The 23,708-nt window shown below is 59.6% G+C and carries 25 protein-coding genes; 11 read left to right on the top strand and 14 right to left on the bottom strand.

Translation table 11 applies throughout. The features are described 5' to 3' along the window. Positions 1-13: 13 nt before the first annotated feature. The 6 genes from OB87_RS03480 to OB87_RS03455 are packed head-to-tail and all read left to right on the top strand — an operon-like array spanning position 14 to position 6,610. Positions 14-1,609 (top strand): ABC transporter substrate-binding protein, encoded by a 1,596-nt coding sequence (locus tag OB87_RS03480; protein WP_033568056.1) that lies wholly within the window; start codon positions 14-16, stop codon positions 1,607-1,609. Next, positions 1,609-2,619, top strand: coding sequence for an ABC transporter permease (locus OB87_RS03475; RefSeq protein ID WP_033568055.1), 1,011 nt, complete (start codon positions 1,609-1,611; stop codon positions 2,617-2,619). Before OB87_RS03480 ends, OB87_RS03475 begins: the two co-directional genes overlap by 1 nt. Further along, the gene (nikC, locus tag OB87_RS03470; RefSeq protein WP_033568054.1) at positions 2,616-3,518 is read left to right on the top strand and encodes a nickel transporter permease; all 903 of its coding nucleotides are present in this window, start codon (positions 2,616-2,618) and stop codon (positions 3,516-3,518) included. The genes OB87_RS03475 and nikC overlap by 4 nt, the downstream gene beginning before the upstream one ends. Further along, the gene (locus tag OB87_RS03465; protein ID WP_033568053.1) at positions 3,519-4,349 is read left to right on the top strand and encodes an ABC transporter ATP-binding protein; all 831 of its coding nucleotides are present in this window, start codon (positions 3,519-3,521) and stop codon (positions 4,347-4,349) included. A 12-nt stretch (positions 4,350-4,361) separates the two neighbouring features. Next, positions 4,362-5,102 carry an ABC transporter ATP-binding protein gene (locus tag OB87_RS03460; RefSeq protein ID WP_033568052.1) on the top strand — a complete coding sequence of 247 codons (741 nt, stop codon included), beginning with the start codon at positions 4,362-4,364 and terminating at the stop codon, positions 5,100-5,102. Next, entirely contained in the window at positions 5,099-6,610 is a 1,512-nt protein-coding gene (locus tag OB87_RS03455; RefSeq protein ID WP_033568051.1) for a serine hydrolase domain-containing protein, read from the top strand. Before OB87_RS03460 ends, OB87_RS03455 begins: the two co-directional genes overlap by 4 nt. Positions 6,611-6,685: 75 nt before the next feature. On the opposite strand, the gene OB87_RS03450 is transcribed toward OB87_RS03455, so the two are convergent. The 11 genes from OB87_RS03450 to OB87_RS03400 all read right to left on the bottom strand — a co-directional run bounded on the left by OB87_RS03450 (position 6,686) and on the right by OB87_RS03400 (position 18,044). After that, complete coding sequence (locus OB87_RS03450; protein ID WP_033568050.1) at positions 6,686-7,648, bottom strand: isoaspartyl peptidase/L-asparaginase family protein; 963 nt, start codon at positions 7,646-7,648, stop codon at positions 6,686-6,688. A 27-nt stretch (positions 7,649-7,675) separates the two neighbouring features. Further along, complete coding sequence (locus OB87_RS03445; protein ID WP_033568049.1) at positions 7,676-8,497, bottom strand: M55 family metallopeptidase; 822 nt, start codon at positions 8,495-8,497, stop codon at positions 7,676-7,678. Between the two features lie 31 nt (positions 8,498-8,528). Then, positions 8,529-9,584 (bottom strand): DmpA family aminopeptidase, encoded by a 1,056-nt coding sequence (locus OB87_RS03440; RefSeq protein WP_033568048.1) that lies wholly within the window; start codon positions 9,582-9,584, stop codon positions 8,529-8,531. Positions 9,585-9,595: 11 nt separating this feature from the next. Next, on the bottom strand, positions 9,596-10,498 hold the full coding sequence (locus tag OB87_RS03435; protein WP_033568047.1) for an ABC transporter permease subunit: 903 nt from the start codon (positions 10,496-10,498) through the stop codon (positions 9,596-9,598). Positions 10,499-10,506: 8 nt separating this feature from the next. After that, positions 10,507-11,427: an ABC transporter permease gene (locus OB87_RS03430; RefSeq protein WP_033568046.1), complete on the bottom strand. Its 921-nt coding sequence runs from the start codon at positions 11,425-11,427 to the stop codon at positions 10,507-10,509. Between the two features lie 17 nt (positions 11,428-11,444). Further along, positions 11,445-13,001 carry a glutathione ABC transporter substrate-binding protein gene (locus tag OB87_RS03425; protein ID WP_033568045.1) on the bottom strand — a complete coding sequence of 519 codons (1,557 nt, stop codon included), beginning with the start codon at positions 12,999-13,001 and terminating at the stop codon, positions 11,445-11,447. A 175-nt stretch (positions 13,002-13,176) separates the two neighbouring features. Then, a complete protein-coding gene (locus tag OB87_RS03420) occupies positions 13,177-15,057 on the bottom strand; it encodes an ABC transporter ATP-binding protein (protein WP_033568044.1) in 1,881 nt (626 codons plus the stop codon). A 20-nt stretch (positions 15,058-15,077) separates the two neighbouring features. Beyond that, complete coding sequence (gene dgcA / locus OB87_RS03415) at positions 15,078-16,043, bottom strand: N-acetyl-D-Glu racemase DgcA (protein ID WP_033568043.1); 966 nt, start codon at positions 16,041-16,043, stop codon at positions 15,078-15,080. A gap of 4 nt (positions 16,044-16,047) precedes the next feature. Beyond that, the gene (gene dgcN / locus OB87_RS03410) at positions 16,048-17,055 is read right to left on the bottom strand and encodes an N-acetyltransferase DgcN (RefSeq protein WP_033568042.1); all 1,008 of its coding nucleotides are present in this window, start codon (positions 17,053-17,055) and stop codon (positions 16,048-16,050) included. A gap of 243 nt (positions 17,056-17,298) precedes the next feature. Beyond that, entirely contained in the window at positions 17,299-17,637 is a 339-nt protein-coding gene (locus OB87_RS03405) for a DUF202 domain-containing protein (RefSeq protein ID WP_033568041.1), read from the bottom strand. 5 nt (positions 17,638-17,642) lie between these two features. After that, positions 17,643-18,044 carry a YidH family protein gene (locus OB87_RS03400; protein ID WP_050515627.1) on the bottom strand — a complete coding sequence of 134 codons (402 nt, stop codon included), beginning with the start codon at positions 18,042-18,044 and terminating at the stop codon, positions 17,643-17,645. 179 nt (positions 18,045-18,223) lie between these two features. Here OB87_RS03400 and rph point away from each other — a divergent pair, with 179 nt between their 5' ends. Both rph and pyrE read left to right on the top strand, forming a co-directional pair. Beyond that, positions 18,224-18,940, top strand: a complete 717-nt coding sequence (rph, locus tag OB87_RS03395) for a ribonuclease PH (protein ID WP_033568040.1) — start codon at positions 18,224-18,226, stop codon at positions 18,938-18,940. A 109-nt stretch (positions 18,941-19,049) separates the two neighbouring features. Next, positions 19,050-19,691 carry an orotate phosphoribosyltransferase gene (gene pyrE / locus OB87_RS03390; RefSeq protein ID WP_033568039.1) on the top strand — a complete coding sequence of 214 codons (642 nt, stop codon included), beginning with the start codon at positions 19,050-19,052 and terminating at the stop codon, positions 19,689-19,691. A gap of 46 nt (positions 19,692-19,737) precedes the next feature. On the opposite strand, the gene slmA is transcribed toward pyrE, so the two are convergent. The 3 genes from slmA to coaBC all read right to left on the bottom strand — a co-directional run bounded on the left by slmA (position 19,738) and on the right by coaBC (position 22,141). Next, positions 19,738-20,334, bottom strand: a complete 597-nt coding sequence (gene slmA, locus OB87_RS03385) for a nucleoid occlusion factor SlmA (RefSeq protein WP_033568038.1) — start codon at positions 20,332-20,334, stop codon at positions 19,738-19,740. Between the two features lie 108 nt (positions 20,335-20,442). Continuing rightward, complete coding sequence (gene dut / locus OB87_RS03380) at positions 20,443-20,901, bottom strand: dUTP diphosphatase (RefSeq protein WP_033568037.1); 459 nt, start codon at positions 20,899-20,901, stop codon at positions 20,443-20,445. Further along, positions 20,870-22,141 (bottom strand): bifunctional phosphopantothenoylcysteine decarboxylase/phosphopantothenate--cysteine ligase CoaBC, encoded by a 1,272-nt coding sequence (coaBC, locus tag OB87_RS03375; protein WP_050515620.1) that lies wholly within the window; start codon positions 22,139-22,141, stop codon positions 20,870-20,872. The genes dut and coaBC overlap by 32 nt, the downstream gene beginning before the upstream one ends. A 189-nt stretch (positions 22,142-22,330) precedes the next feature. Here coaBC and radC point away from each other — a divergent pair, with 189 nt between their 5' ends. The 3 genes from radC (at position 22,331) to rpmG (ending at position 23,653) form a co-directional block, all read left to right on the top strand. Continuing rightward, on the top strand, positions 22,331-22,996 hold the full coding sequence (gene radC, locus OB87_RS03370; RefSeq protein ID WP_033568036.1) for a RadC family protein: 666 nt from the start codon (positions 22,331-22,333) through the stop codon (positions 22,994-22,996). A gap of 241 nt (positions 22,997-23,237) precedes the next feature. Beyond that, positions 23,238-23,474 carry a 50S ribosomal protein L28 gene (gene rpmB, locus OB87_RS03365; protein WP_012763801.1) on the top strand — a complete coding sequence of 79 codons (237 nt, stop codon included), beginning with the start codon at positions 23,238-23,240 and terminating at the stop codon, positions 23,472-23,474. Between the two features lie 11 nt (positions 23,475-23,485). Then, positions 23,486-23,653, top strand: a complete 168-nt coding sequence (rpmG, locus tag OB87_RS03360; protein ID WP_012763802.1) for a 50S ribosomal protein L33 — start codon at positions 23,486-23,488, stop codon at positions 23,651-23,653. Positions 23,654-23,708: the final 55 nt, after the last annotated feature.

The following is a 23,708-nucleotide window of genomic DNA, read 5'->3' as shown; positions in this document are numbered from 1 at the left end:
ACTTGGGGGATTAATGGTCACCAGAAGACGTTTTCTTGCCGGTTGCGCTACCGTGCCTTTCCTGTCCTGGCTCAATCTGAACACCGCGTTTGCTGATACGCCGCCGTCCATGCTGGTGATGGCGATGCAGCTCGATAACATGACCAGTCTCGACCCGCAGGAAGGGTTTGAGGCGGTGGGCACCGAAATCATCGGCAACCTATACCAGCGCCTGGTGATGCCAAACCCGGCCAATCCGAAAGAGGTGATTGGCGATCTGGCCGTCAGCTGGGAAGTAGGCAACGACAGCAAAACCTTCACCTTCCACCTCAATCCGAAAGCCAAATTCGCTGATGGTTCAGCGGTGACCGCCGATGATGCCGCCTTCTCGTTACAACGCGCGGTCAAGCTGGACAAGAGCCCGGCGTTCATCATCAACCAGTTCGGCTTTACCAAAGACAACGTAGAGCAGCACATCACCGCGCCGGATGAAAAAACGCTGGTGATAAGCCTGGATAAACCGGCGGCGGAAACCTTCCTGTTGTACTGCCTGTCCGCGCCGGTGGGCAGCATCGTGCAGAAAAAGGCCGCGCTGGCTAACCAGCAGAACAACGACCTGGGCAACCAGTGGCTGAAACAGAACAGCGCCGGTTCCGGCCCGTTCTCGCTGGTGAGCTGGAAAGCCAGCGAAAGCATCATCCTGCAGAAGAACGATCACTTCCCGGCAGACAACGCCTTTAAGCGCGTCCTGCTCAAACACATTGTTGACCCGTCCGCCCAGTTGCTGATGCTGCAGAAAGGGGACGTGGATATCGCCCGCAACCTGACCACCGAGCAGATTCGTCCGTTGGTGAACGACAGCAACTACCATCTGGTGCGCCAGAGCATCGCCAGCGTGATGCTGCTGTCCTGCAATACCGCCAACGAATTCCTGAAAAAACCGCAGGTGTGGCAGGCTATCAAGTGGGCGCTGGACTACGACAGCATCCAGAAAAACATTTTGCCGCTGACGCACAAGGTGCATCAGAGCTTCCTGCCGGGCGGTTTTCCAGCGGCGCTGGACGACACCCCGTTCCATCTGGATGTCGCCAAAGCCAAAGCGCTGTTGAAAGATGCCGGTTATCCAGATGGCTTTGAGATCACGCTGGATCATTACTCCGCCCAGCCGTACCCGGATATCGCGCAGGCGATCCAGACTCAGCTCGGTGCCATCGGCATCAAGGTGAAGCTGATCGCGGCGGAAAACCGTCAGGTGCTGACCAAGATGCGCGCCCGCCAGCAGCAACTGGCGTTGACAGCGTGGGGGGCCGACTACTTTGACCCGAACTCCAACGCCGAAGCTTTCTGCGTCAACACCGACAACAGCGATAGCGCCCGCAACCGCACGCTGGCCTGGCGTTGCGGCTGGTCGGATGAAAAGTTCAACCAGTTGACCGAACAGGCGCTGCATGAGCAGGACCCGGCCAAACGCATCGCGCTGTACGAAACCCTGCAACGCAACCATCGCGAACAAAGCCCGTTCACGCTGATGATGCAGGATGAGAAAACGCTGGCCTGCCGTAAGAACCTCAGCGGCGTCACCATGACGGTATTGAGCAAAGTGCCTTACCAGCAGGTGAAGAAAGCCTGATGCAGATACTGACTCGTTTTTGCAGTACGCTCGGCAGCCTGTTGCTGACCCTGCTGGGGTTATCGGTGCTGACCTTCTTCATCGGTCGTATCATGCCGACCGACCCGGTGCTCGCCGCCGTTGGGGATAATGCGCCCCAGGCGGTGGTGGAGCGGGTACGTCAGGAAATGGGGCTGGATCAGCCCCTGTGGATGCAGTACGGCCACTACCTGAACCAACTGCTGCACGGCGATCTGGGCCGCTCGGTACTGACCTCCAATCCGGTGACCACCGACATCGCCCGCTACTTCCCCGCCACGCTGGAACTGGCGACTGCGGCGATTATCGTTGCGGCGTTGGTTGGCATTCCGCTCGGGGTGTGGGCGGCGGTGCGACAAGGAAGCTGGGTGGATCAAACCATCCGCGTGATTTGTCTGGCTGGGCATTCGCTGCCGGTGTTCGTGCTGGCGCTGCTGAGCCTGCTGATTTTTTATGCAGTGCTGGGCATTGCGCCGGGGCCGGGGCGGCAGGACATCATCTTTCAGGATATGGTGCCGCACGTCACCGGGTTGCTGACGGTGGACTCGCTGCTGGCGGGCGACTATGACGCGTTGCGCGATGCGCTGGCACACATGGTGCAGCCGGTGCTGATTCTGGCGTATTTCAGTATGGCCTACATCACCCGCATGACTCGCACTTTTATGCTCAATGCGCTCGGTGGCGAGTTCGTGATCACCGCCCGCGCCAAAGGGTTATCGTCCCGCCGGGTGGTCTGGCGGCACGCTTTCCCCACGGTGGCGGTGCAACTGGTGACGGTGCTGGCGCTGACCTACGCCGGGCTGCTGGAGGGTGCGGTGGTGACGGAAAACGTCTTTTCCTGGCCGGGATTGGGTCAGTACCTCACTACCGCGCTGCTCAATGCGGACATGAACCCGGTGGTGGGCGCGACATTGCTGGTGGGCGCGACCTACGTGCTGCTGAACCTGCTGGCTGACATTCTCTATCGACTTTTGGATCCCCGCGTAACATGAGTTTTCTTGTCTCACGAGCCTGGTTGCTCGACGAAACGCCCAGCACACGCCGTCAGGCGGTGTGGGGGCAGCGTTACCGCCTGTGGTTGGGGTTTCGCACCAATCCGATGGCGATGCTGGGGTTGATCATCATCGTTGCTGTCATGCTGTTGTCGCTGGCCGCGCCCTGGCTGACGCCCTACGACCCTGGTTTTCAGAACTTGTCCAACCGGCTGGCGGCACCGTCTGCGGCGCACTGGCTGGGGACGGATGAGCTGGGGCGTGATGTATTCAGCCGTATTTTATATGGCGGTCGCACCACGCTGGGCATGGTACTCGCGGTGGTGGCACTGACCGCGCCGATCGGTCTGCTGGTCGGTTGTATCGCCGGTTACGCCGGTGGTTGGCTGGATAAAATCCTGATGAGGCTGACCGATATCTTTCTGGCGTTTCCGCGGCTGGTGCTGGCGCTGGCGTTTGTGGCGGCGCTGAAACCGGGGGTGGAAAGCGCCATCCTGGCGATCGCGCTCACCGCCTGGCCGCCGTATGCGCGGCTGGCGCGGGCGGAGACATTGCAGTTTCGCCACACCGATTTTATCGCCGCCTGCCGACTGACCGGTGCCGCGCCGCTGCGTATTATTCTGCGCCACATCATGCCGCTGTGCGTGCCGAGCCTGATTGTGCGGGTGACGCTGGACATGAGCTCCATCATCATCACCGCCGCCAGCCTGGGTTTCCTCGGCATGGGCGCGCAGCCGCCGTCGCCGGAATGGGGCACCATGATCGCCACCGCGCGCCGTTTCCTGTTCAACGCCTGGTGGGTGCCGCTGGTGCCCTGTATCGCCATTTTCCTCACCTCGCTGGCCTTCAATTTTCTCGGTGATGGCCTGCGTGATCTGCTGGACCCGAAGGAGCGCTAAATGCTGGTGGAAATTGAGAACCTTCGTATCGCGTTCGCCAATCGAACGGAAACGTTTGAGGCAGTGCGTGGCGTCAGCTTCAGTGTCGGCAAGGAGAAGTTTGCCATCGTCGGCGAAAGCGGTTCCGGCAAGTCGCTGACCGCCCGTAGCCTGATGCAGTTGCTGCCGGGCAGCGCCCGTATTCAGGCCGACAAACTGAGTTTTGACGGCATTGACCTGCGCGGTGCCAGCGAAAAAACGTTACGCCAGATCCGCGGTAAGCGGGTCGGCTTTATCCTGCAAGACCCGAAGTACTCACTGAACCCGGTGATGACCATCGGTCAGCAGGTGGCGGAAGCCTGGCGTGAGCACAAGGGCGGTAGCCGCCGTGCGGCGATGGACGCCGCCATTGACCTGCTGGATCAGGTGCGTATTCGTGACCCTCAGCGGGTGGCGACGAGCTATCCGCACGAAGTGTCGGGCGGCATGGGGCAGCGGGTGATGATCGCCATGATGCTGGCACCCGACCCGGAATTGCTGATCGCCGATGAACCGACGTCGGCGTTGGACGCCACGGTGCAGGCGGAGATCCTGTGCCTGATAGACGATCTGGTGTCGCAGCGCGGCATGGGATTGATCCTGATCAGTCACGATCTGCCGCTGGTGTCGCATTTCTGCGATCGGGTGGCGGTGATGTACGCCGGGCGGATCGTCGAGATGCTTACGGCCAGCGAACTGTTACAGGCGCAGCATCCGTATACCCAAGGGTTGCTGGCCTGCCTGCCGTCGTTGAAACATCCGCGCGATCGACTGCCGGTGTTGCAGCGTGACCCGGCCTGGAGAAACGCATGAGGGGTGGTGTGCATGATTAACGTAGAAAACCTGCGTATCGCCTTCGGTGGTGTCGAGGTGGTGAAAGGGGTGTCCTTCGCACTGGAAAGTGGTGACAGTTTCGGTATGGTCGGCGAAAGCGGCTCCGGCAAGTCCACCATTTTGCGCGCGCTGGCCGGGTTAAATACCCAGTGGCGAGGGCGTATCGAGTTTGGTGGCATGGCTCAACTGGCGCGCCGGGATCGCAGCTTTTTCCGCCAGGTGCAGATGGTGTTTCAGGATCCGTATGGATCGCTGCATCCGCGCCAGACTATCGATCGCATTCTGCATGAGCCGCTGTTGGTGCACCGCTTCGATCGTGCTGAGCAGCGTATTACCCGTGCGCTGGAAGAGGTGGGCTTGCCCGCCGCGGCGCGTTTCCGTTTTCCCCATCAACTCTCCGGCGGCCAGCGTCAGCGGGTGGCGATTGCCCGCGCGCTGATCGCCGAGCCGGAAGTGCTGCTGCTGGATGAGCCGACCTCGGCGCTGGATGTGTCGGTGCAGGCGGAAATCCTCAACTTGCTGACAGACCTGCGCCAGACACGTAGGCTGACTTACATCATGGTCAGCCATAATCTGGCGGTGGTGTCCCATCTGTGTCAGCGCGTCGGTGTGATGCAGCATGGCGAGATGGTGGAACAGCTCAGCGTGGAGGACTTGCGGGCGCGTAACCTGCATCACCCGCACACGGCGGAACTGTATGATTTAAGCATGACGCTGGAGGAACCGGCATGACGTTACACTGGCAGCGCGCCATCGATGAGGCGCGTGCAATTACCCAGTCCTGGAATCAGCCCGGCCAGCCGGGCGGTGCCATCACCTTGTTCGACGGTGAGCAGATCCGTGCTGCCTGCTGTGGCGGGCTGGCCGATCTGGCGCAGCAAACACCGTTCACTACTCAGAGCGTGGTGCGCTTCGCCTCGGTCACCAAGCATCTGTTTGCCTCGCTGGTGACCGGGGCCGCCAGCTCGCAGCTGGCGCTGACCGACCCGCTCAGTCGGCATCTGCCGCAACTGACCGGTGAGAACGGCAAGGTGACGGTCGGGCAGGCGCTGGACATGACCTCCGGCCTGCCGGATGTGCGTGAAAGCCTGTCGCTACTGGGGTTGTCGGTGTACAACGCCACTTCGGCCGATAGCCTGCTGGCGTTTCTGGCGGACAACGGCAATCTGAATTACCCGGCAGGCAGCGAGATCTCCTACACCAACACCGGCTATCGGCTGGTGGAGGAAGCGCTGAAAGCCAAAGACATTTATTTTGCCGACTTACTGCGTGAGCACATCAACCAGCCGCTGAGCATCACGCTCAGTGCGCCGGAAACCTGGTTTGATATCGTGCCCGGACTGGTGCCGGGCTACTGGCTATCGCCGCTGGGCTGGCAGTTATCCTGCGCCGGGCTGCACCTGTCTACATCCGGTTGCGTCACCGGCAGTGTGCACGATTTAACGGTCTGGTTGCAGTCGGTGCTGATGAATCAGGGGCCGGGCGAAGGCGTGCTGGTGCGCCTGTCTCAGCCGCGTTACCTGAGCGACGGGCGTGTCACCGGTTACGGGCTGGGTGTGGCACACAGCCGCATCGGCGATGCGTTGCTGGTGGGGCATGGCGGCTCTCACGCGGGTTATAAGAGCTATTTCCTGCTCGACCCGATATCGCAGGTTGGGGTCGCGCTGGTCGCTAACCGGGAAGATGTCGCCACCTACGACAGCGTGTTGCGGGTGATGTCCGCCTTGCTGGACCAGCCGCTGCCGACGCGCGGCCACGACCTGACGCCGGGGCTGTACGCGGCGGAGCAGGGCGGCCACTGGCTGGAGGTGAAAGGTCCGGGTGCCTGTTGGTTGGGCGCGACCGAAACGCTGTATCGCAGTGAGGAGCCGGGTGTGGCGGTGTCGCTGTCCAGCCATCTGCCGATGAAGCTGCGGCAGCACGGCATGGCGATCGAAGGGGAAATCGGTCATGCGTCGTGCCGCTTTCTGCCAGTGGAGGCCGACAACAGCGTGGCGCAACTGCAAGGCCGCTGGTTTTGGCCGGATACCCGTAGCGAACTGGTGATTGACGGCGAGAGTATCGTGATGGGGCTCGGCCCGGCGGCGATCGCCGGTTCTTTGCAATCGCTCGGCAACGGCCGCGTGCTCGCCACAGTACAGGACGGCCCGTGGGAAAAACGCTTCTCGCTGCTGCTACAAGACGGCTATCTGACGCTACTGCTTAATCGTAGCCGGGTGGTACGGTATCAGCGCGGGTGAGGTGGGGTTATTCATCTACTGGCACCAGAAAGGAAAGTAGATTCTCCTTTCTGGTGTTATTCATCGGCAGGGCGATTAATCCCGATAAATCCCCACGACCGCGTCTTCGCCGACGTAGCCGTAACCGCGGTACATGCCTTCGCTGTTGAACGGCAGCGCGATGTTGCCCTGATGGTCGACGGCGATCAGCCCGCCGCTGCCACCCAGCGCCAGCACTTTGTCCATCACGACTTTATTAGCGGCCTGCGACAGCGGCAGGTTGCCGTATTCCATCAACGCCGAGACGTCGTAAGCGGCGACGGTGCGCATGAACACTTCGCCAGTGCCGGTGCAGGAGACGGCGACGGTGCGGTTGTTGGCGTAGCAGCCTGCGCCGATGATCGGCGAGTCGCCGACACGCCCGGCACGTTTGTTGGTCATGCCGCCGGTGGAGGTCGCCGCCGCCAGATTACCAGCGGCATCCAGCGCTACCGCGCCAACGGTGCCGAATTTGCGATCCGGATCGAGCGGATCGGCGCCCTGCGCCTGACGTTCACCATCGTGATCCAGCAGGATCTTGCTGTCGCCTGCCTGCGCTTTCAGCAACTGCTGGTAACGCTCGTCGGTGGAGAAGAAGTCCGGTTCGACCATCTCCAGCCCTTGTTCGCGGGCAAAGGTTTCGGCACCGTCGGCGGTAAACATCACGTGTGGGCTGCGTTCCAGCACCGCGCGAGCGGCTAAAATTGGGTTGCGGATGTGGTTAACACCGGCGATGGCACCGGCTTCCAGCGAACGGCCGTCCATGATGCTGGCGTCCAGTTCGTGGGTGCCGAGATGGGTAAATACCGCCCCTTTCCCCGCGTTGAATAGCGGGCACTCTTCCAGCATTCGTACCGCTTCGGTGACCGCATCCAGCGCGCTGCCGTTGGCGGCCAGAATTTCCTGCCCGCAGTTCACAATGGCCTGCAACGCAGCGCGATAGCGCTGTTCTTTTTCGCTGTCCATCGCTGTGCGGCTTAACGCGCCTGCGCCGCCGTGAATCACAATGACTGGTTTCATCTTTTCTTCCTTTAATGCACTGAGCGCTTAGTTTTGCGTGGTCGCCAGATAGGAAAATGCTCCCAGCAGGCTGACGATCGGCGCGATGGTCGGGGATTGATAGCCCACGGTGATCGCGTCTTTGCGCACGACACCCGGAATCAGGCAGAACAGGTCTGCCAGCACCGGTTTGGCGACCATCAGCTCCAGTTCATACGGTGGTTGCAGGCGAGTCGTGGTTTCTTTATGCGCTTTTTGCACCGCCTGGGTTGCCGCCAGCCGGATGGCGTTGCGCGCCGCTTCCGGACTCAGCGACTCCGCTGCCGTCTGGGAAATGGCGCGTTTGACGTAGGCGTAGTCCGCCGCCGGGTAGTAACGATTGATCCAGGTTTGCAGCGTATCGTCGCCGCTCACCAGCCACAGCGGCGTGTTCAGTTCGGCACCCGCAGCGGCGTAGATATCGCTTTCGCCCATCACTTCGCCGTTGATGCGCACCCGATAAAACGCCCGGCCGTTGATGGTGTGGGCCAGCACGCCGTGTTCTCCGGCGGCGCTGTGGTAGCCGATGAACATCAGGCCATCGAACTGTTGCTGCTGTAAACCCTCTACCATCGACAAGCCGCGTGGTTTGCCCTGTACCAGACGGGCGCGCGGGTCGATGTTCTCAGCGCGCAGGTTGGTCATAGCGGCATGACTGTCGGCCACCACCACCTCGCTGGCACCACCGGCGAACGCGCCTTCAATGGCGGCGTTCACTTCCTGTTCCATCAACCCGCGGGCTATCTGGTATTCCGGTGTGCCGGGGCTGCACTGTTCCGGGCGCATCACGCCCGCGATGCCTTCGATATCCGCAGAAATAAATACTTTCATGTCAGCGTCCTTATCGCCTGTTCTCAGGCGGTTATGCGAAATCTTGTGCCAGACGGTCCAGTACCTGAGTCAGGGCCGGGCGATGGTGGCCGCGAAAACCGGTGACGGCTTCTGCCTGCAACAGGGCATCCAGCACCGCGTGTTCGGTGGCGTCGGCCGCGGCATTCAGTAGCGGCTCCAGTTGCGCGTCTTCCGGTGGCTGCGGTGTGGGTTGGGTGGAAAAGGCTACCGCGATATCGCCGGAACCGTGCCCCCAGTAGCTGCCGAGCCGCCCCAGCCCGGCACCAGCGCGACGGGCGATGCGCGTCAACTGGCGGGCATCCAGCGCGGCGTCGGTAGCCATAATAATGATGATGGAACCGGCATCGCGCTGAGGGGCCAGTTCCGGCAGCAGCGGCGCGATCGCCTCGCCGACCTGTACGCCGTCCAGCGTCAGGGCGGAGAGGGTGCCGAAATTGGCCAGCACCAGTACGCCGAGGGTGGCGTTCAGTTCCGGAATCAGCCGGGAGGCGGTGCCGATGCCGCCTTTGAGCGCAAAGCAGCTCATGCCGCGCCCGGCACCGACGCTGCCGCGGGCGAAATCGGCCGTGGCGTTATCCAGCGCCATGTACGCCATCTCTTCGCTTATTGCCAGCGCCTGAATATCGTTGAGCCAGCCGTCGTTGCACTCCAGCGCCAGCGGGTTAACGGTCGGCAGGCTACGGCCCAGTTCCGGATTGCGGCCAATGGCGTCGCGTACCAACGTGGTAAACAACGTGCCGACCGACAGGGTGTTGCTTAGCAGGATAGGTGTTTGCAATCGCCCCAGCTCTTCAATTTGTACCAGCCCCACCGGTTTGGCGAAGCCATTGAGTACCGCAGCACCGCAGGGTAACGGTTGTGTAAACAGGTTATCGTTGTTTGGCACGATGGCGGTCACGCCGGTCTGAATCTCACCCTGTGCCAGCGTATGGTGGCCGACCCGCACGCCAGGCACGTCGCTCAGGCGATTGTACGGGCCGGGTGGCATACGCGGCGTGCCGAGTTGCCGTTCCGAGCGCCAGCGTTGCAGTAGTGGTGCCAGCCGCGCCTGTTGATAAGGTGTCATGGTGTGTTTGCTCAGCTTTTCAGTTTCGGGTCCAGCGTATCGCGCAACGCGTCACCCAGCAGGTTGAACGCCAGCACGGTGAAGAAGATAGCCAGACCAGGGAATACGCTGACGTGCCACTGTCCTGCCATCATCATGCTGCGGCTCATCGCCAGAATGTTGCCCCATTCAGGGACGTCCGGTTCTGGCCCCAGGCCGATGAAACTCAGACCTGCGGCGGTCAGGATACTGGTGCCGATACGCATGGTGAAATAAACAATTACGTTCGACAGCGTGCCCGGCAGAATATGACGCAGCAGAATCACCCGGTCTGGCGCACCGGCGCACCGCACCGCTTCAACGTAGGCCGCTTGTTTGAGTGACAACGTGGAGGCGCGCACGATACGGGCGAACACCGGCACGCTGAACACCGCCACCGCAATAATCACGTTATTCAGGCCAGGGCCGAGGATCGCCACCACTGCGATCGCCAGCAGCATACCGGGAAAGGCGAACAGTACGTCGCAGCCACGCATGATCAGCATGTCTATCCAACGGCCATAATAGCCCGCCAGCAAACCGAGGGCGATGCCCACCAGCATACCGAGCGTGACCGAGACGATGCCGATGTAGAGTGAAATGCGCGCGCCGTAAATAATGCGGCTCATCACGTCGCGGCCCAGATCGTCGGTGCCCATCCAGTGGCTGGTGGACGGTGCCGCACCGAGCGCCATCCAATCCGGGTCCATCGGGCTCCAGGGGGCCAGTAACGGAGCGAACACCGCCACCAGGACCAGCAGCAGGACGAAACCGCCGGAAGCCAGCGCCATCGGGTTACGGATGAACGCATGGAGAAAATCGCGCCACGGTGAGCGAATCGCGTTGTCGTTCAGGGCGGATGGGGTCGCCACGGTCGGCTCTTGAGAAGTGTTCATCGCAGCTCCTAACGTAGGCGAATAGCCGGGTTCACTACCGCGTACAGCAGGTCAACCAGCAGGTTAATCAGGATAAATTCAAACACGAACAGCATCACCAGCGCCTGAATCACCGGCTGATCCTGCGTCTTGATGGATTCGATCAGCAGCCAGCCGAGCCCCGGCCAGTTGAACACGCTTTCCACCACAATGGAGCCGCCCAGCAGAAAACCAAACTGCAACCCGAGCATGGTGATGACCGGAATCAGTGCGTTGCGCATCACGTGCTTCCAGACGATCAACCGCTGGCGCAGCCCTTTGGCGCGGGCGGTGCGGACATAATCTTCCTGCATCACTTCCAGAAAGGCAGAGCGGGTAAAGCGCGCCATCACGGCGGCCACCGACGCGCCCAGCGTCAGCGCGGGCAGGATAATGTCGGTCGGCTTGTTGTAGCCGCTGACTGAAAATAGGCCGAACGGCATGGCGACGAACTGGATCAGCAGCAGGCCGAGCCAGAACGGCGGCATCGAGATACCGCCCACCGCCAGACTCATCAGCGACCAGTCCTGCCACTTGCCTCGTTTGAGCGCGGCAAATACGCCGATCAGCAGGCCGAGGATCACCGACCAGACGAAACCGGCCAGTGCCAGCCACAGCGTCGGCATAAAACTTTTCTGGATGACCGTCAGCACCGGCTGCTGGGTGCGGTAGGTGATGCCGAGATCGCCATGCACCAGCCCATCCAGCCAGTTGAGGTACTGCTGCGGCAACGGATCGTTCAACCCCAGACGCTCACGGGCGGCTTCCACCGCCTCGATGGGGGCGTCGGGGCCGGCGTAGATCCGCGCCGGGTCACCCGGTAACAGCTTGATAAAACCGAACACCAACAGGGAGATCACCAGCAACACCGGGATCATTTCCAGCAAACGTCGGACGATATAAGCAAACATGGCGATCCCCTGTGTGATTACTTGAACTCAGCCTGATCGAAGACCAGCGAACCGTCAGCCAGCATGTAAACGCCGGACAGATTTTTCACTTTGCCCACCAGGTTGTCCGGTACACCCAGGAATACCACCGGAGCGTCTTTCCAGATCAGCTTCTGTGCATCGGCGTAAGCGGCGGCGCGCTTGTCGTTATCTGCCGTCGCCAGACCGGCCATGATGGCTTTGTCCACGTCCGGGTTGCTGTAGTAAGAGACGTTGTAGGCTTTCGGCACCCAGGATTCTGTCGCGAACAACGGACGCAGCGCCCAGTCGGCATCGCCGGTGGACGGCGACCAGCCGCCGTAGTACAGGTCAAACTCGGCCTGTTTCGGGTCTTTCACGCCCCACAGTTTTTCGTTGCGCGCGCCGGAGTCCATCGGGGTGACGGTTGCCTTGATACCAACCTGCTCCAGTTGTTGTTTGAAGAACTGGGCGCTACGTACTGCGGCGGTGGTGTTGGTGGTCCACAGTTTCAGCTCCAGCCCTTTCTCATAACCGGCTTCTTTCAGCAGTTCTTTGGCTTTGGCCGGGCTATAGCTGTAGTTCGGCTCGCTCTGGCTGGTGAAGAACTGGACACGCGGTGCCATGGCGGACGCGGCGGGCAAGCCCATACCGGCAAAGCCGACTTTCAGCCAGATGGTACGGTTGATGGCGTAGTTCAACGCCTGACGTACACGCACGTCGTTCAGCGGCGCGTGCTGAGTGTTGATTGCCATGTAGTACAGATAGATGCTCGGGTCGCGCTGGATAGCCAACTTGGCGTCGTCTTCAACGGTTTTTACCAGATCGGACGGCAGCGGGTAGATGGCGTCAGACTGGCCAGATTTCAGCGCCGCGACGCGGGTGGCGTCTTCCGGCGACGGGTAGAAGGTCACGCTGTCGACTTTTGGCCAGCCTTTCTGCCAGTAGTTGTCGTATTTCACCAGCTTGACGTCTTTACCCTGCTGCCATTCGGAGAACTTGAACGGGCCGGTGCCGACCGGGTGCACGCGCAGCTGGGTTTCGTCCGGGTATTGTTTCAGCGCTGCCGGGCTGTGCATCACTGCCGAGGGGTGAGCCAGCGTGTTGATAAAGGCACCGAAAGATTTGTTCAGCTCGATCTTCACCTGTGTCGGCGACAGCACGGTGACACTCTTGATCATATTGAACAGGCTGTTGCGCTTGAGCCCTTTGGTCTGGTCGGCCAGACGGTCGAGGTTAGCTTTTACCGCATCAGCGTTGAACGGCGTACCGTCCTGGAAGGTGACGCCTTCGCGCAGGGTAATAGTGAATTCGGTAGCATCGGCGTTACCGGTGTAGCCAGTAGCCAGCTTCGGCACCAGTTTCATCTGGTTGTCGAACTGGAACAGACGCTCGAAGATCCCGCTCTGGATGGAGTAGCTCAGGGTGTCCGAGGTATCGTGCGGGTCCAGCCCGGTGATATCGGCATACATAGAAATGCGCAGATCCTGTGCCTGAGCCGCAGCGGCCAGACACAATGACAGCCCAAGAGCGACAGCGGAACGGCGTGAAGTTACTGCGGATAGTAACGGTTTCATGGTGTCTCCTGTAAATGGTGTGTGTTGCTGGTTGTGATTGCTGCTTTTATTAACTTTTTGTTTTTTTGGTTTAATTAACCGTTCGTGTATGACGGTTTGTTATCGCTCACGGTGACGTGAGGTGTCCCTGGTGTTGGACGGTACTGCTGTTTATTACTGTCAAACTGACAACGGTTTACTGCTGCACGAACCCGGCTTCGCTCACCCAGTGGTGCGGGGCAACTTCGCGGTAACGGGCTTTCTCCACCACCTCGTTCGCTTTGCGCAGCGGCGAGGGGATTTCGCTGTCGTCCAGCTCGCGCGCATAGCGGCGGCCAGGGTCGGCGATCGGCACCGAAGCCAGCAGGCGTCGGGTGTATGGATGCTGTGGGTTGTTGAATACCGACTGGCGTGGGCCGATTTCCACGATCTGACCGAGGTACATCACCGCCACGCGGTTGGCGATGCGCTCCACCACCGCCATGTCGTGGGAGATGAAAATCCACGACACACCGGTTTTCTGCTGCAAATCCATCATCAGGTTGACCACCTGCGCCTGAATCGACACATCCAGCGCGGATACCGCCTCGTCGGCGATGATCACCTGCGGTTGCAGCGCCATCGCGCGGGCGATGGCGATACGCTGGCGCTGACCGCCGGAAAATTCGTGCGGATAGCGTTGAGCGTGTTCCGGTTGCAGGCCGACGCTTTTCAGCAGCGCCTGCACCTGCGGCGTGGCGTCTTCCAGCGATTTCACCAGCCCGTGCAGCAGCAGCGGCTCGGCGATGGTGAAACCGACGGTCAGGCGCGGGTTGAGCGAGGCATACGGGTCTTGAAACACCATCTGCATTTTGCAGCGCAGCGGCAGGAAGTCGCGGTCGCGCAGGCTGGCGATTTCCTGCCCGTCGAACAGCAGGCTGTCGGTCTGGCTTTCTACCAGACGCAGCAAGGCCCGCCCGGTGGTGGATTTGCCGCAGCCGGATTCGCCGACAATCGCCAGCGTTTCGCCCGGCCACACGGCGAAGTCGATCTGCTCCACCGCATGGACCCGGTGGGTGACGGAGGAGAGAATGCCGCTGCGTATCGGGTAATAGACTTTCAGGCCACGAATATCGAGCAGCGGCGGCGCGTCATAACGTGCGGTGGTATGGTCCGGTTCCGGGGCGGCGCTTTGCTGCCCCAGCAGCGGGAAACGGCGGGGCCAGGCGCTGTCGCGCATGTCACCCAGTCGCGGCACCGCTGCCAGTAACGCTTTGGTGTAGTCGTGCTGCGGGCGGTTGAAAATGGCATCTACCGTTCCCTGCTCCACTACCTCGCCACGGTACATCACCACCACGCGGTCGGCGATTTCTGCCACCACGCCCATGTCGTGGGTGATGAACAGTACCGACATGTTGCTCTGGCGTTGCAGGTCACGCAGGATTTGCAGGATGCGCGCCTGCACCGTCACATCCAGCGCGGTGGTAGGCTCGTCGGCGATCAGCAATTGCGGGTCACAGGCCAGCGCCTGGGCTATCATCACCCGCTGCCGCATCCCGCCGGACAGCGAGTGCGGGTAACTGTTCATCACCCGGTCGATGTCGGCGATGCGCACCTTGCGCAGCAACTCGCGCGCCTTGCTGTCGGCGCTGGCCGCGTCGCACATCTGGTGATCCAGCAGCGCTTCGGTGAGCTGGTCACCCACTTTCAGCACCGGGTTGAGCGAGGTCATTGGCTCCTGAAAGATCATCGCCATATCGCGGCCACGTAACGTGCGGCGGGCATCCTCTTTCATGGTCAGCAGGTCGTGGTGGCGTCCGTCGCGGGCGGTAAAACGGATGCCGCCGCGTTCAATACGGGCGGAGGCGGCCAACAGCCCCATGACGGTCAGAGAGGTGACCGACTTGCCGGAGCCACTCTCGCCGACCACGGCTACCACTTCCCCTTTGTTGAGGCTGAAAGAGACGCCTTTTAGCGCCAGATGGGTGCCGGAGCGGCCGCTGAAGCTCACGCTCAGGTCATCGATCTCCAGCACCGGTTGCGGCGCCAGGTCGGACGCGGTTGCAGCAGGGATTGCGGTTAGGGTGGTATCCGTCATCGTCACTCCGGTAGGTTTTGTCACAGCCAGATGCGGCCGAGGTTATACGTCAGGTATGGCGAACTGTCCGCCGCCAGCCAGATCGGGCCATCCAGATCCACGTGCTCAGCGGCCAGCGCCACCGGCATGGCTGCTTCCATCGCCAGCGAGGAACCGAGCATACAGCCCACCATGATGCGCATGTCGTGCTGGCGTGCTTGTGCCACCATCGCCAGCGCTTCGGTCAGCCCGCCGCATTTGTCCAGCTTGATGTTGATCATGTCGTAGCGGTCACGCAGGCCAGCGATATCGCCACGGTGATGGCAGCTTTCGTCGGCGCACACCGGAATGGCGTGTTCAAACGTTGCCAGCGCGCTGTCCTGCCCGGCGGGTAAGGGCTGCTCCACCATCGCGATGCGATGCGCGGCAAGCTGGCGCAACAACGGTTCCAGCGCCAGTCCACCCCAGGCTTCATTGGCGTCCACAATCAGTGTCACGTTGGGGGCGGACTGACGAATCGCCGCCACTTTTTCCAGAATCTGTTCCTGGTCGAGCTTGATTTTCAGCAACAACGCGCCGCGCGACACCGCGTCTTTGGCGGCGTTCGCCATGTTTTCCACGCTGTCGAGGCTCAGTGTCTCGGCGGTGATGATCGACTGCGGCGGCGCAATGGCGAGGTGCTGCCACAGTGTCTGTCTGGCAAGCGCGGCGTTCAGCCGCCATAACGCACAGTCCAGCGCGTTGCGGGCGGAGCCCGGCGGCAACAGTTGTTGCAATGCTTCCAGGTCGATGCCGTTTTCCACCGCCTGACGCACGGTTTCCAACTGGCGGGTCACGCTGTCGGCGGTTTCCTGATAGTGCGCAGTGGGGGTGCATTCCCCCCGGCCGATAAAGCCACGCTCTTCAAGCGTAACGCGCACCACCGTGACCGCGGTGCGGGTGCCGCGAGAGATGGCGAAAGGACGAGCCAGCGGCAGTTCGACGGTTTCGATTTGCATCTGTCGCATGGGCTTACCCTCGGGTTTTCAGCAGCGTCGCGATGTCATCGATACCGAAGCGGATCGGGTCGGTGGCTGGCACGCCAAAGCGTTCGCTTAAACCCCGGCAGTAATCGCGGGCTTCCTGTTCGCCATAGTTGGAGGTGTTGATGGCGAAACCGGCCAGTTGCACGTCCGGATTGGTGACGCGGGCGGCGCGCAGGTTGGCGTCTACACAGTCGTCCAGTTCCACCATCGGCTGATGGGGCAGATGGCGCATGTGCGGGCGACCCATTTCGTGGCACATCACCAGCCAGTGCGGCTGTGCGCCGTGAATAAGGCCAGTGGTGACCCCGGCATAGGACGGGTGAAACAGCGATCCCTGGCCTTCGACAATATCCCAGTGGTCATCGTCGTTGGCTGGAGACAGCGCTTCCGCCGCACCGGCGATGAAGTCGGCGATCACCGCGTCAATGGCGATACCGTCACCAGCCACCAGCACACCGGTCTGGCCGGTGGCGCGAAAATCGGCTTTCAGACCCTGCGCGCGCATGGCGGATTCCAGCGCCAGCGAGGTGTACATCTTCCCGACCGAGCAGTCGGTGCCGACGGTCAGCACACGTTTGCCGCTGCGTTTTTTGCCGCTGCCGACGGTCAGTTCCGGGCGCAGGTGGCGAATATCAAACAGCTGTACCTGATGCTGTTCTGCCAGCGCCTGTAAACCGGGGACGTCAGTCAGCCGTTGGTGCAGGCCGTTGGCGACGTTCATACCGGCTTCGATAGCGGCTCGCACGGTATCCAGCCAGTGTGGAGGCAGAAACCCTCCCGCGTTGGCGGTGCCCAGCACCAGCGTTTTGGCACCGCGCGCCACGGCAGATGGAATATCCAGGTCATCCAGTCCCAGCGATACCGTGCTGCCTGGCAGGCGCAACTGCCCTACGCACTGCTCGGGGCGCCAGGTATGAATGCCGCGCGCCGTTTTCACCGCCAGCGGGTCGGTCACGTCGCCAAGAAAAAGCAGGTAAGGTTGTGGAATCAGCATAATGTCTTATCCGTGGTTGCATAGTCGTTGCATAAAGGTGATGTCTAAGACTATTTCACGATGCTTTTTTTCTGACGAATGCTTGTTTATGGGATGGGTATAACCTGATGTTATAGGGTATTAATTGATTAACTAATTGTTATATAAAGAATATTGTATTTATATGTCGGCAGGGTATACCAGTGGGTTATGCCAAAACAGGTAGATCAAAATCTTTTACATCGGCAGGAAAGCGCTTCTGGATTACGTGTAGAAGACCGCCAGCCGGAGTAGCAGGCTCAGTGCGGTTACTATTACTGTCAGCATCAGTAGTCGCATCATCCACACTGATTGCCGGGTACAGGGGGAGCCGCTGCGCAGCAGAGTTCGCAACCGCAGGCGTGACCAAATATAGGTAATCAGTGTCATCAGCAGCAGCAACAGCCCGATAACCAGCATCAGCGGCTGGCTTTTCATCGAGCCGGTTTTCAACAGCAGTACGCTATTGACCAACAGCACAAACGCGGTCCGCGACCAGGCAAGCCGCGTGCGTTCCGGCTGCAAGCCCGGATCGCGTGGTGGGTTATCGACAGAGAGGGTCATGGTGGCTACAACAGCAGGATAATCAGGGCCAGTGCGACAGAAATGGCGCTCACGCCACTGGCGATGATAATCAACAGACGGGTATACGGCAGCGCTTGCCCGGTACGCATTGCCCGCTCATTGTCGACCCAGCGTCGATAGGCCATCCACGCCAGCAACGCGGCTACCAGAGCCAGAAATGCGGCAACCCCTGCCCGGATAGCGGGTGACCCCAACGTAGGCGCAAATTGGTCAATGGCGATGGCACCGGCCAGAAACGCCAGCGCGGTACGAATCCAGGCCAGAAATGTGCGCTCGTTAGCCAGCGAAAAGCGGTAATCCGGCGTTGTTCCCTGCTGCTGCCAGGGGATTTTCTTGTTGGGCACCGTCGGTGAAGTCGGTGAAGAGGCTGGGTCACTCATGGGCATTAACGGCCAGCAGATAGACAATGCCCGCATTCTACATGGCCGGGTGGTTGCTCTCCAGCAATGAGGCGGAGAGCAACGGAAAAAAATTGATGAATTTTTAATCGTGACTGGCGGTAGGCAGGGCCGGGGGAAGGCCGTATAATGCGCGCCAATTTAATGAACCTGCCCGGAGATGAGCCATGCGCCCAACAGGCCGAAATGCCCAGCAAATTCGCCCTCTCACATTAACCCGCCACTACACCAAACATGCTGAAGGATCGGTACTGGTTGAGTTTGGCGATACCAAGGTGCTGTGTAATGCCACGGTGGAAGAAGGGGTGCCGCGTTTTCTGAAAGGTCAGGGACAAGGCTGGATTACCGCAGAATACGGTATGCTGCCGCGTTCTACCCATAGCCGTAACGCCCGTGAAGCAGCGAAAGGTAAGCAGGGCGGTCGCACGTTAGAAATCCAGCGCCTGATCGCGCGTTCACTGCGTGCCGCGGTCGATCTGAACAAACTGGGTGAATACACTATTACATTGGATTGCGATGTGTTGCAGGCCGATGGCGGCACCCGCACCGCGTCCATCACCGGTGCCTGTGTGGCATTGGCTGACGCACTGAATGGCATGGTGGCAAGCGGCAAGCTGAAAACCAGCCCGCTGAAAGGCATGGTGGCAGCGGTATCGGTCGGGATCGTCAACGGTGAAGCGGTGTGCGACCTGGAATACGTGGAAGACTCCGCGGCGGAAACCGACATGAACGTGGTGATGACCGAAGACGGCCGTATGATCGAGGTGCAGGGCACCGCCGAGGGCGAACCGTTTAGCCACGATGAGTTGTTGTCGTTGCTGGCGCTGGCGCGCCGGGGCATCGAAGATATTGTCAACGCGCAGAAGGCCGCACTGGCCGACTGATTTTTTAAAGCGACCCCAGTGGTCGCTTTTTTGTGCCATCATTTTTTTATGCTATGCCATCAGGGTGGTGGGGTGCCCGCCATTCGCCGTCGTTACAGGAGAGGAAGTCATGAAAGCCTACCAGCGCCAGTTTATCGAATTCGCACTCAGCAAACAGGTATTGAAGTTCGGTGAATTTACCCTGAAATCTGGACGTATCAGTCCCTATTTCTTTAATGCCGGGCTGTTTAACACCGGGCGAGATCTGGCGTTGCTGGGGCGCTTTTATGCCGAAGCGCTGGTGGATGCCGCTGTCGAATTCGACGTCTTGTTCGGGCCTGCCTACAAGGGCATTCCGATTGCTACTACTACGGCGGTGGCGCTGGCGGAGCACCACGACCGCGATGTGCCGTACTGCTTCAACCGTAAAGAAGCCAAGGATCACGGTGAAGGTGGCAACCTGGTCGGCAGCCCGTTGAAAGGCCGCATTATGCTGGTGGACGATGTGATTACCGCTGGCACTGCCATTCGTGAGTCGATGGAGATTATCGCCGCGCAGGGGGCGACGCTGGCGGGCGTGCTGATCGCGCTGGACCGTCAGGAGCGCGGTCGCGGTGAGCTGTCTGCTATTCAGGAAGTGGAACGCGACTACCAGTGCAAGGTTACGTCGATCATCACTCTGGGTGATCTGATTACCTATCTGGCTGAGAAACCGGAGATGGCCGGGCATCTGGAGGCGGTGAAAGCCTATCGTGCGCAGTTCGGCGTGTAACGTTCAGGGTGTGGAAAGCGGCGTGGCGATGTGCCACGCAGTGCGGTTATTGAAGCTGGGCAGCCAGCAGCGGCCAGCGGGTGTCGAAATCCTGCGTGGGCAGGGTACGAAACTCGGAGCGGGTAAAACGCGACAGCATCCCTTCGCAGAACGCCAGCAACTGGCTGGCCAGCAGCGTTTCGTCATGGCGGAACGCTTCGCCACCGCGCAGCTTATGCTCGCGCAGCACCTGGCGTAGCTGTGATTCGATTCGGTCAAACAGCTGGTTGATACGACCCTGTAATCGATCTTGCTCGAACATCAATGCATGGCCGGTGAGAATGCGTGTCAGGCCGGGGTTTTTCTCCGCGAAGCCGAGAATCAGCAACAAAATGAGCCGCAGCCGGTTAAAGGTGTCTTTTTCATCCTGCAAAATCAGGTTGATGCGAGTGGTCAGGCTGTCTTCAATAAATTCGATCAGGCTGTCAAACATGCGCGTTTTGCTGGGAAAGTGCCGGTAAAGTGCTGCTTCCGAAACACCAACAGTAGCGGCCAGCTTGGCGGTAGTAATGCGTTGGCTGCCGTCGCTGGATTCCAGCATTTGCGCGAGCGCCTGCAGAATTTCTTCGCGGCGATTCCTTTTCGTATTTTCTTTCTCTGCCATGTCAGAAAAGACCCTTGATAAAAATGTGACGGACAAACACCAGATAGCGCCACAGTCGCATTCACGCTGTGGCTTTATAGTTTTCCTGGGAGGCAGGGATGTGGTGTATTAGTGACGGCCGGAATGGCCGAAACCACCCTCTCCTCGTTCGCTGTCGACAAAATCGTTAACCAGATTGAATTCGGCCTGTACCACCGGCACGAATACCATCTGGGCAATGCGCTCACCGGGTTCGATGGTGAAAGACTGGCTGCTGCGGTTCCAGACTGACACCATCAGTTGGCCCTGATAGTCGGAATCGATCAGGCCCACCAGATTGCCCAGTACTACACCATGTTTGTGGCCGAGGCCCGAACGAGGCAGGATTACTGCCGCCAGTGACGGGTCGCCGATGTGGATAGCCAGACCGGTCGGCACCAGCGTGGTTGCACCCGCAGCCAGTTCCACCGCGCTGTCCAGACAGGCACGCAGGTCCAGCCCGGCAGACCCCGGCGTTGCATAAGTTGGCAACGGGAACTGTTGCCCGATACGCGCATCAAGAATTTTTACGTCGATTTTTTTCATCATAGCGGCTGACAATCTCGTCGATTAACTGTTGGCCCAGCAGGTGTTTGCTGCCATGCGGCAGGCGCTTATCCCCGCCCGGCCAGAAAAGATGCAATGCATTGTTTTCCGAATTAAACCCTTGATCGGAAAGGGATACATCATTCGCGCAAATCAGGTCCAGCTGTTTGCGGGCCAGTTTCTGGCGCGCGTATTCTTCCACATTACTGGTTTCGGCAGCAAACCCGACAACATAAGGCCGGTTTTCGCTCATGGCGGCCACATCGGCGATGATATCCGGATTTTTGACCAAAGTGACACTGATTTCATCACCCTGCTTTTTGATCTTTTCATCGGCGATTGCCTGAGCCCGGTAGTCCGCCACGGCGGCGCACCCTACCACGATATTCTGCTGCGGCGCTTCACGCATCACGGCCTGATGCATTTCCTGTGCGCTGATGACATCAATACGGGTGACGTTATCCGGTGTTGGTAAATTAACCGGGCCTGCTACCAGTGTCACGCGAGCTCCGCGCGCGGCGGCGGCGGCGGCGATAGCAAATCCCATTTTCCCGGAACTGTGATTGCTGATGAAGCGCACCGGATCCAGCGCTTCACGCGTCGGCCCTGCCGTAACCATAACACTGAGGTGTTGCAGATCATTGACATGAGAGAAGTGCGCGTCGGCGCTCGCCACAATTTCTAACGGATCAATCATCCGGCCGGGGCCGACATCGCCACAGGCCTGACTGCCGCTGTCCGGACCCCAGATCAAGGTGCCGCGGGCAGCCAGTACGCCCAGATTGTGCTGTGTGGCGGCGGCACGGTACATCTGCTGGTTCATGGCCGGTGCAATGGCGATAGGTGCTGCCGTCGCCAGACAGACTGTCGTCAGCAGATCGTTAGCCATGCCTGCCGCCATCCGGGCGATCAGGTCTGCCGAGGCGGGGGCCAGAATCACCAGATCAGCCCATTTTCCCAGCTCGATATGGCCCATAGCGGCCTCGGCGGCGGGATCCAGCAGGTCGGTCGATACCGGATGGCCGGACACCGCCTGCAGCGTCAAAGGCGTGATAAAGGCGCTGGCTGCAGGCGTCATCACTACGCGTATCTCAGCACCTCTGTCGCGCAGGCGTCGAACCAGTTCCGGGCATTTGTAGGCGGCGATACCGCCGCTGATACCCAGTACGATATGTTTTCCTGCAAGCTGTTTTTCCACAAGCAACGTGCCGGAAAGCCCGCGCAGACTGGAAGAATCTGTCATCGCTATATCCGTTTGTCAGCCGAAAAGAAGCTGTATTTTATCATAAGGTGCCGCAGGTCGAGGAATGTTAGGTATCGCATTTCCTGATGCAGAGAAAATTGCGGAACGCTTCGCAACCCGTACATCGGCCTGTCGTCCCTTTGTCGGGTGCATGGGATGATAAGCCACCGTTCGGCAAGGAGAGTGGCAATGGCATGGAATGACGGGTGTGCGCCGCGTGAAAAACTGATGGCGCTGGGTGCTGGGGCGTTGAGCGATGCGGAACTGTTGGCGATCTTTCTGCGGACCGGGGCTGCGGGTACGCACGTGATGCAACTGGCGGAAAGTTTGCTGGTGCAGTTTGGGTCGTTGTATCAGCTCATGATGACGGACAAGGATACCTTTTGTACCGTACGGGGCGTGGGCGTGTCCAAATACACACAGTTGCAGGCGGTAGCAGAACTGGCCCGGCGGCTGTTCGCTTCCCATCTGGCACGGGAGGACGCCATGCTCAATCCGGAAGTGACGCAGCAGTACTTGCAATTGCTGCTGGCGCATCATGAACGAGAAATTTTTCTGGTGATGTTTCTGGATAACCAGCATCGGGTGATTCGTCATCAGGAAATGTTCGCTGGCACGATCAGCAGTGTGGAGGTGCATCCGCGTGAAATTGTGCGTGAGGCGCTTAAAGCCAATGCCGCTGCGTTGATTTTGGCACATAACCATCCATCTGGCCGTGCGGAGCCCAGTCAGGCCGACCGATCCATCACTGGAAAAATTGTGCAGGCCTGCCAGTTGCTGGAAATTCGTGTGCTCGACCACCTGGTTATTGGGCGTGGTGAGTACGTTTCTTTTGCCGAGCGAGGGTGGATTTGAAAGATATTTCCGCGATCCTATGGGATCTTTAGTTGTTCGGGACTTGAGCGCATACGCTTCAGAGCGTATACTACGCCACCTTTGAGAATCTTGGGTGTGGCGTTAAGAGCCTATCTCAGCAGGTTTACCCTGATGACAGAGTCTTCTTTTCAGTGAAGTTGCTGAGATGGGCTCTAGAGCCTGACGAGGCGGCCAACACCTTCTACGAAGCTCGAGCTGATTTGATTTTTGGAGAATAGACATGTCCCGAGTCTGCCAAGTTACTGGCAAGCGTCCGGTGACCGGTAATAACCGTTCCCACGCAATGAATGCGACTAAACGCCGTTTTCTGCCAAACCTGCATTCCCATCGTTTTTGGGTTGAAGGTGAAAAGCGTTTTGTAACGCTGCGCGTATCTGCTAAAGGTATGCGTGTTATCGATAAAAAGGGTATCGAAGCGGTTCTGGCCGATCTGCGTGCCCGTGGTGAAAAGTATTAAGGAACTGAATCATGGCTAAAGGTGTTCGCGAGAAGATCAAGCTGGTTTCTTCTGCTGGTACTGGTCACTACTATACCACTACGAAGAACAAACGTACGATGCCGGAAAAACTGGAACTGAAAAAATTCGATCCAGTTGTTCGTCAGCACGTCGTGTACAAAGAAGCTAAAATTAAATAATTTTAGTGGATCTGAAAAACCCGGCTTCGGCCGGGTTTTTTTGTCTATAGAAAAC

The sequence above is a fragment of the Dickeya undicola genome (genome assembly GCF_000784735.1).
Taxonomy (GTDB): Bacteria; Pseudomonadota; Gammaproteobacteria; order Enterobacterales; family Enterobacteriaceae; genus Dickeya; species Dickeya undicola.
This window is presented reverse-complemented; position numbering and strand designations above follow the sequence as displayed.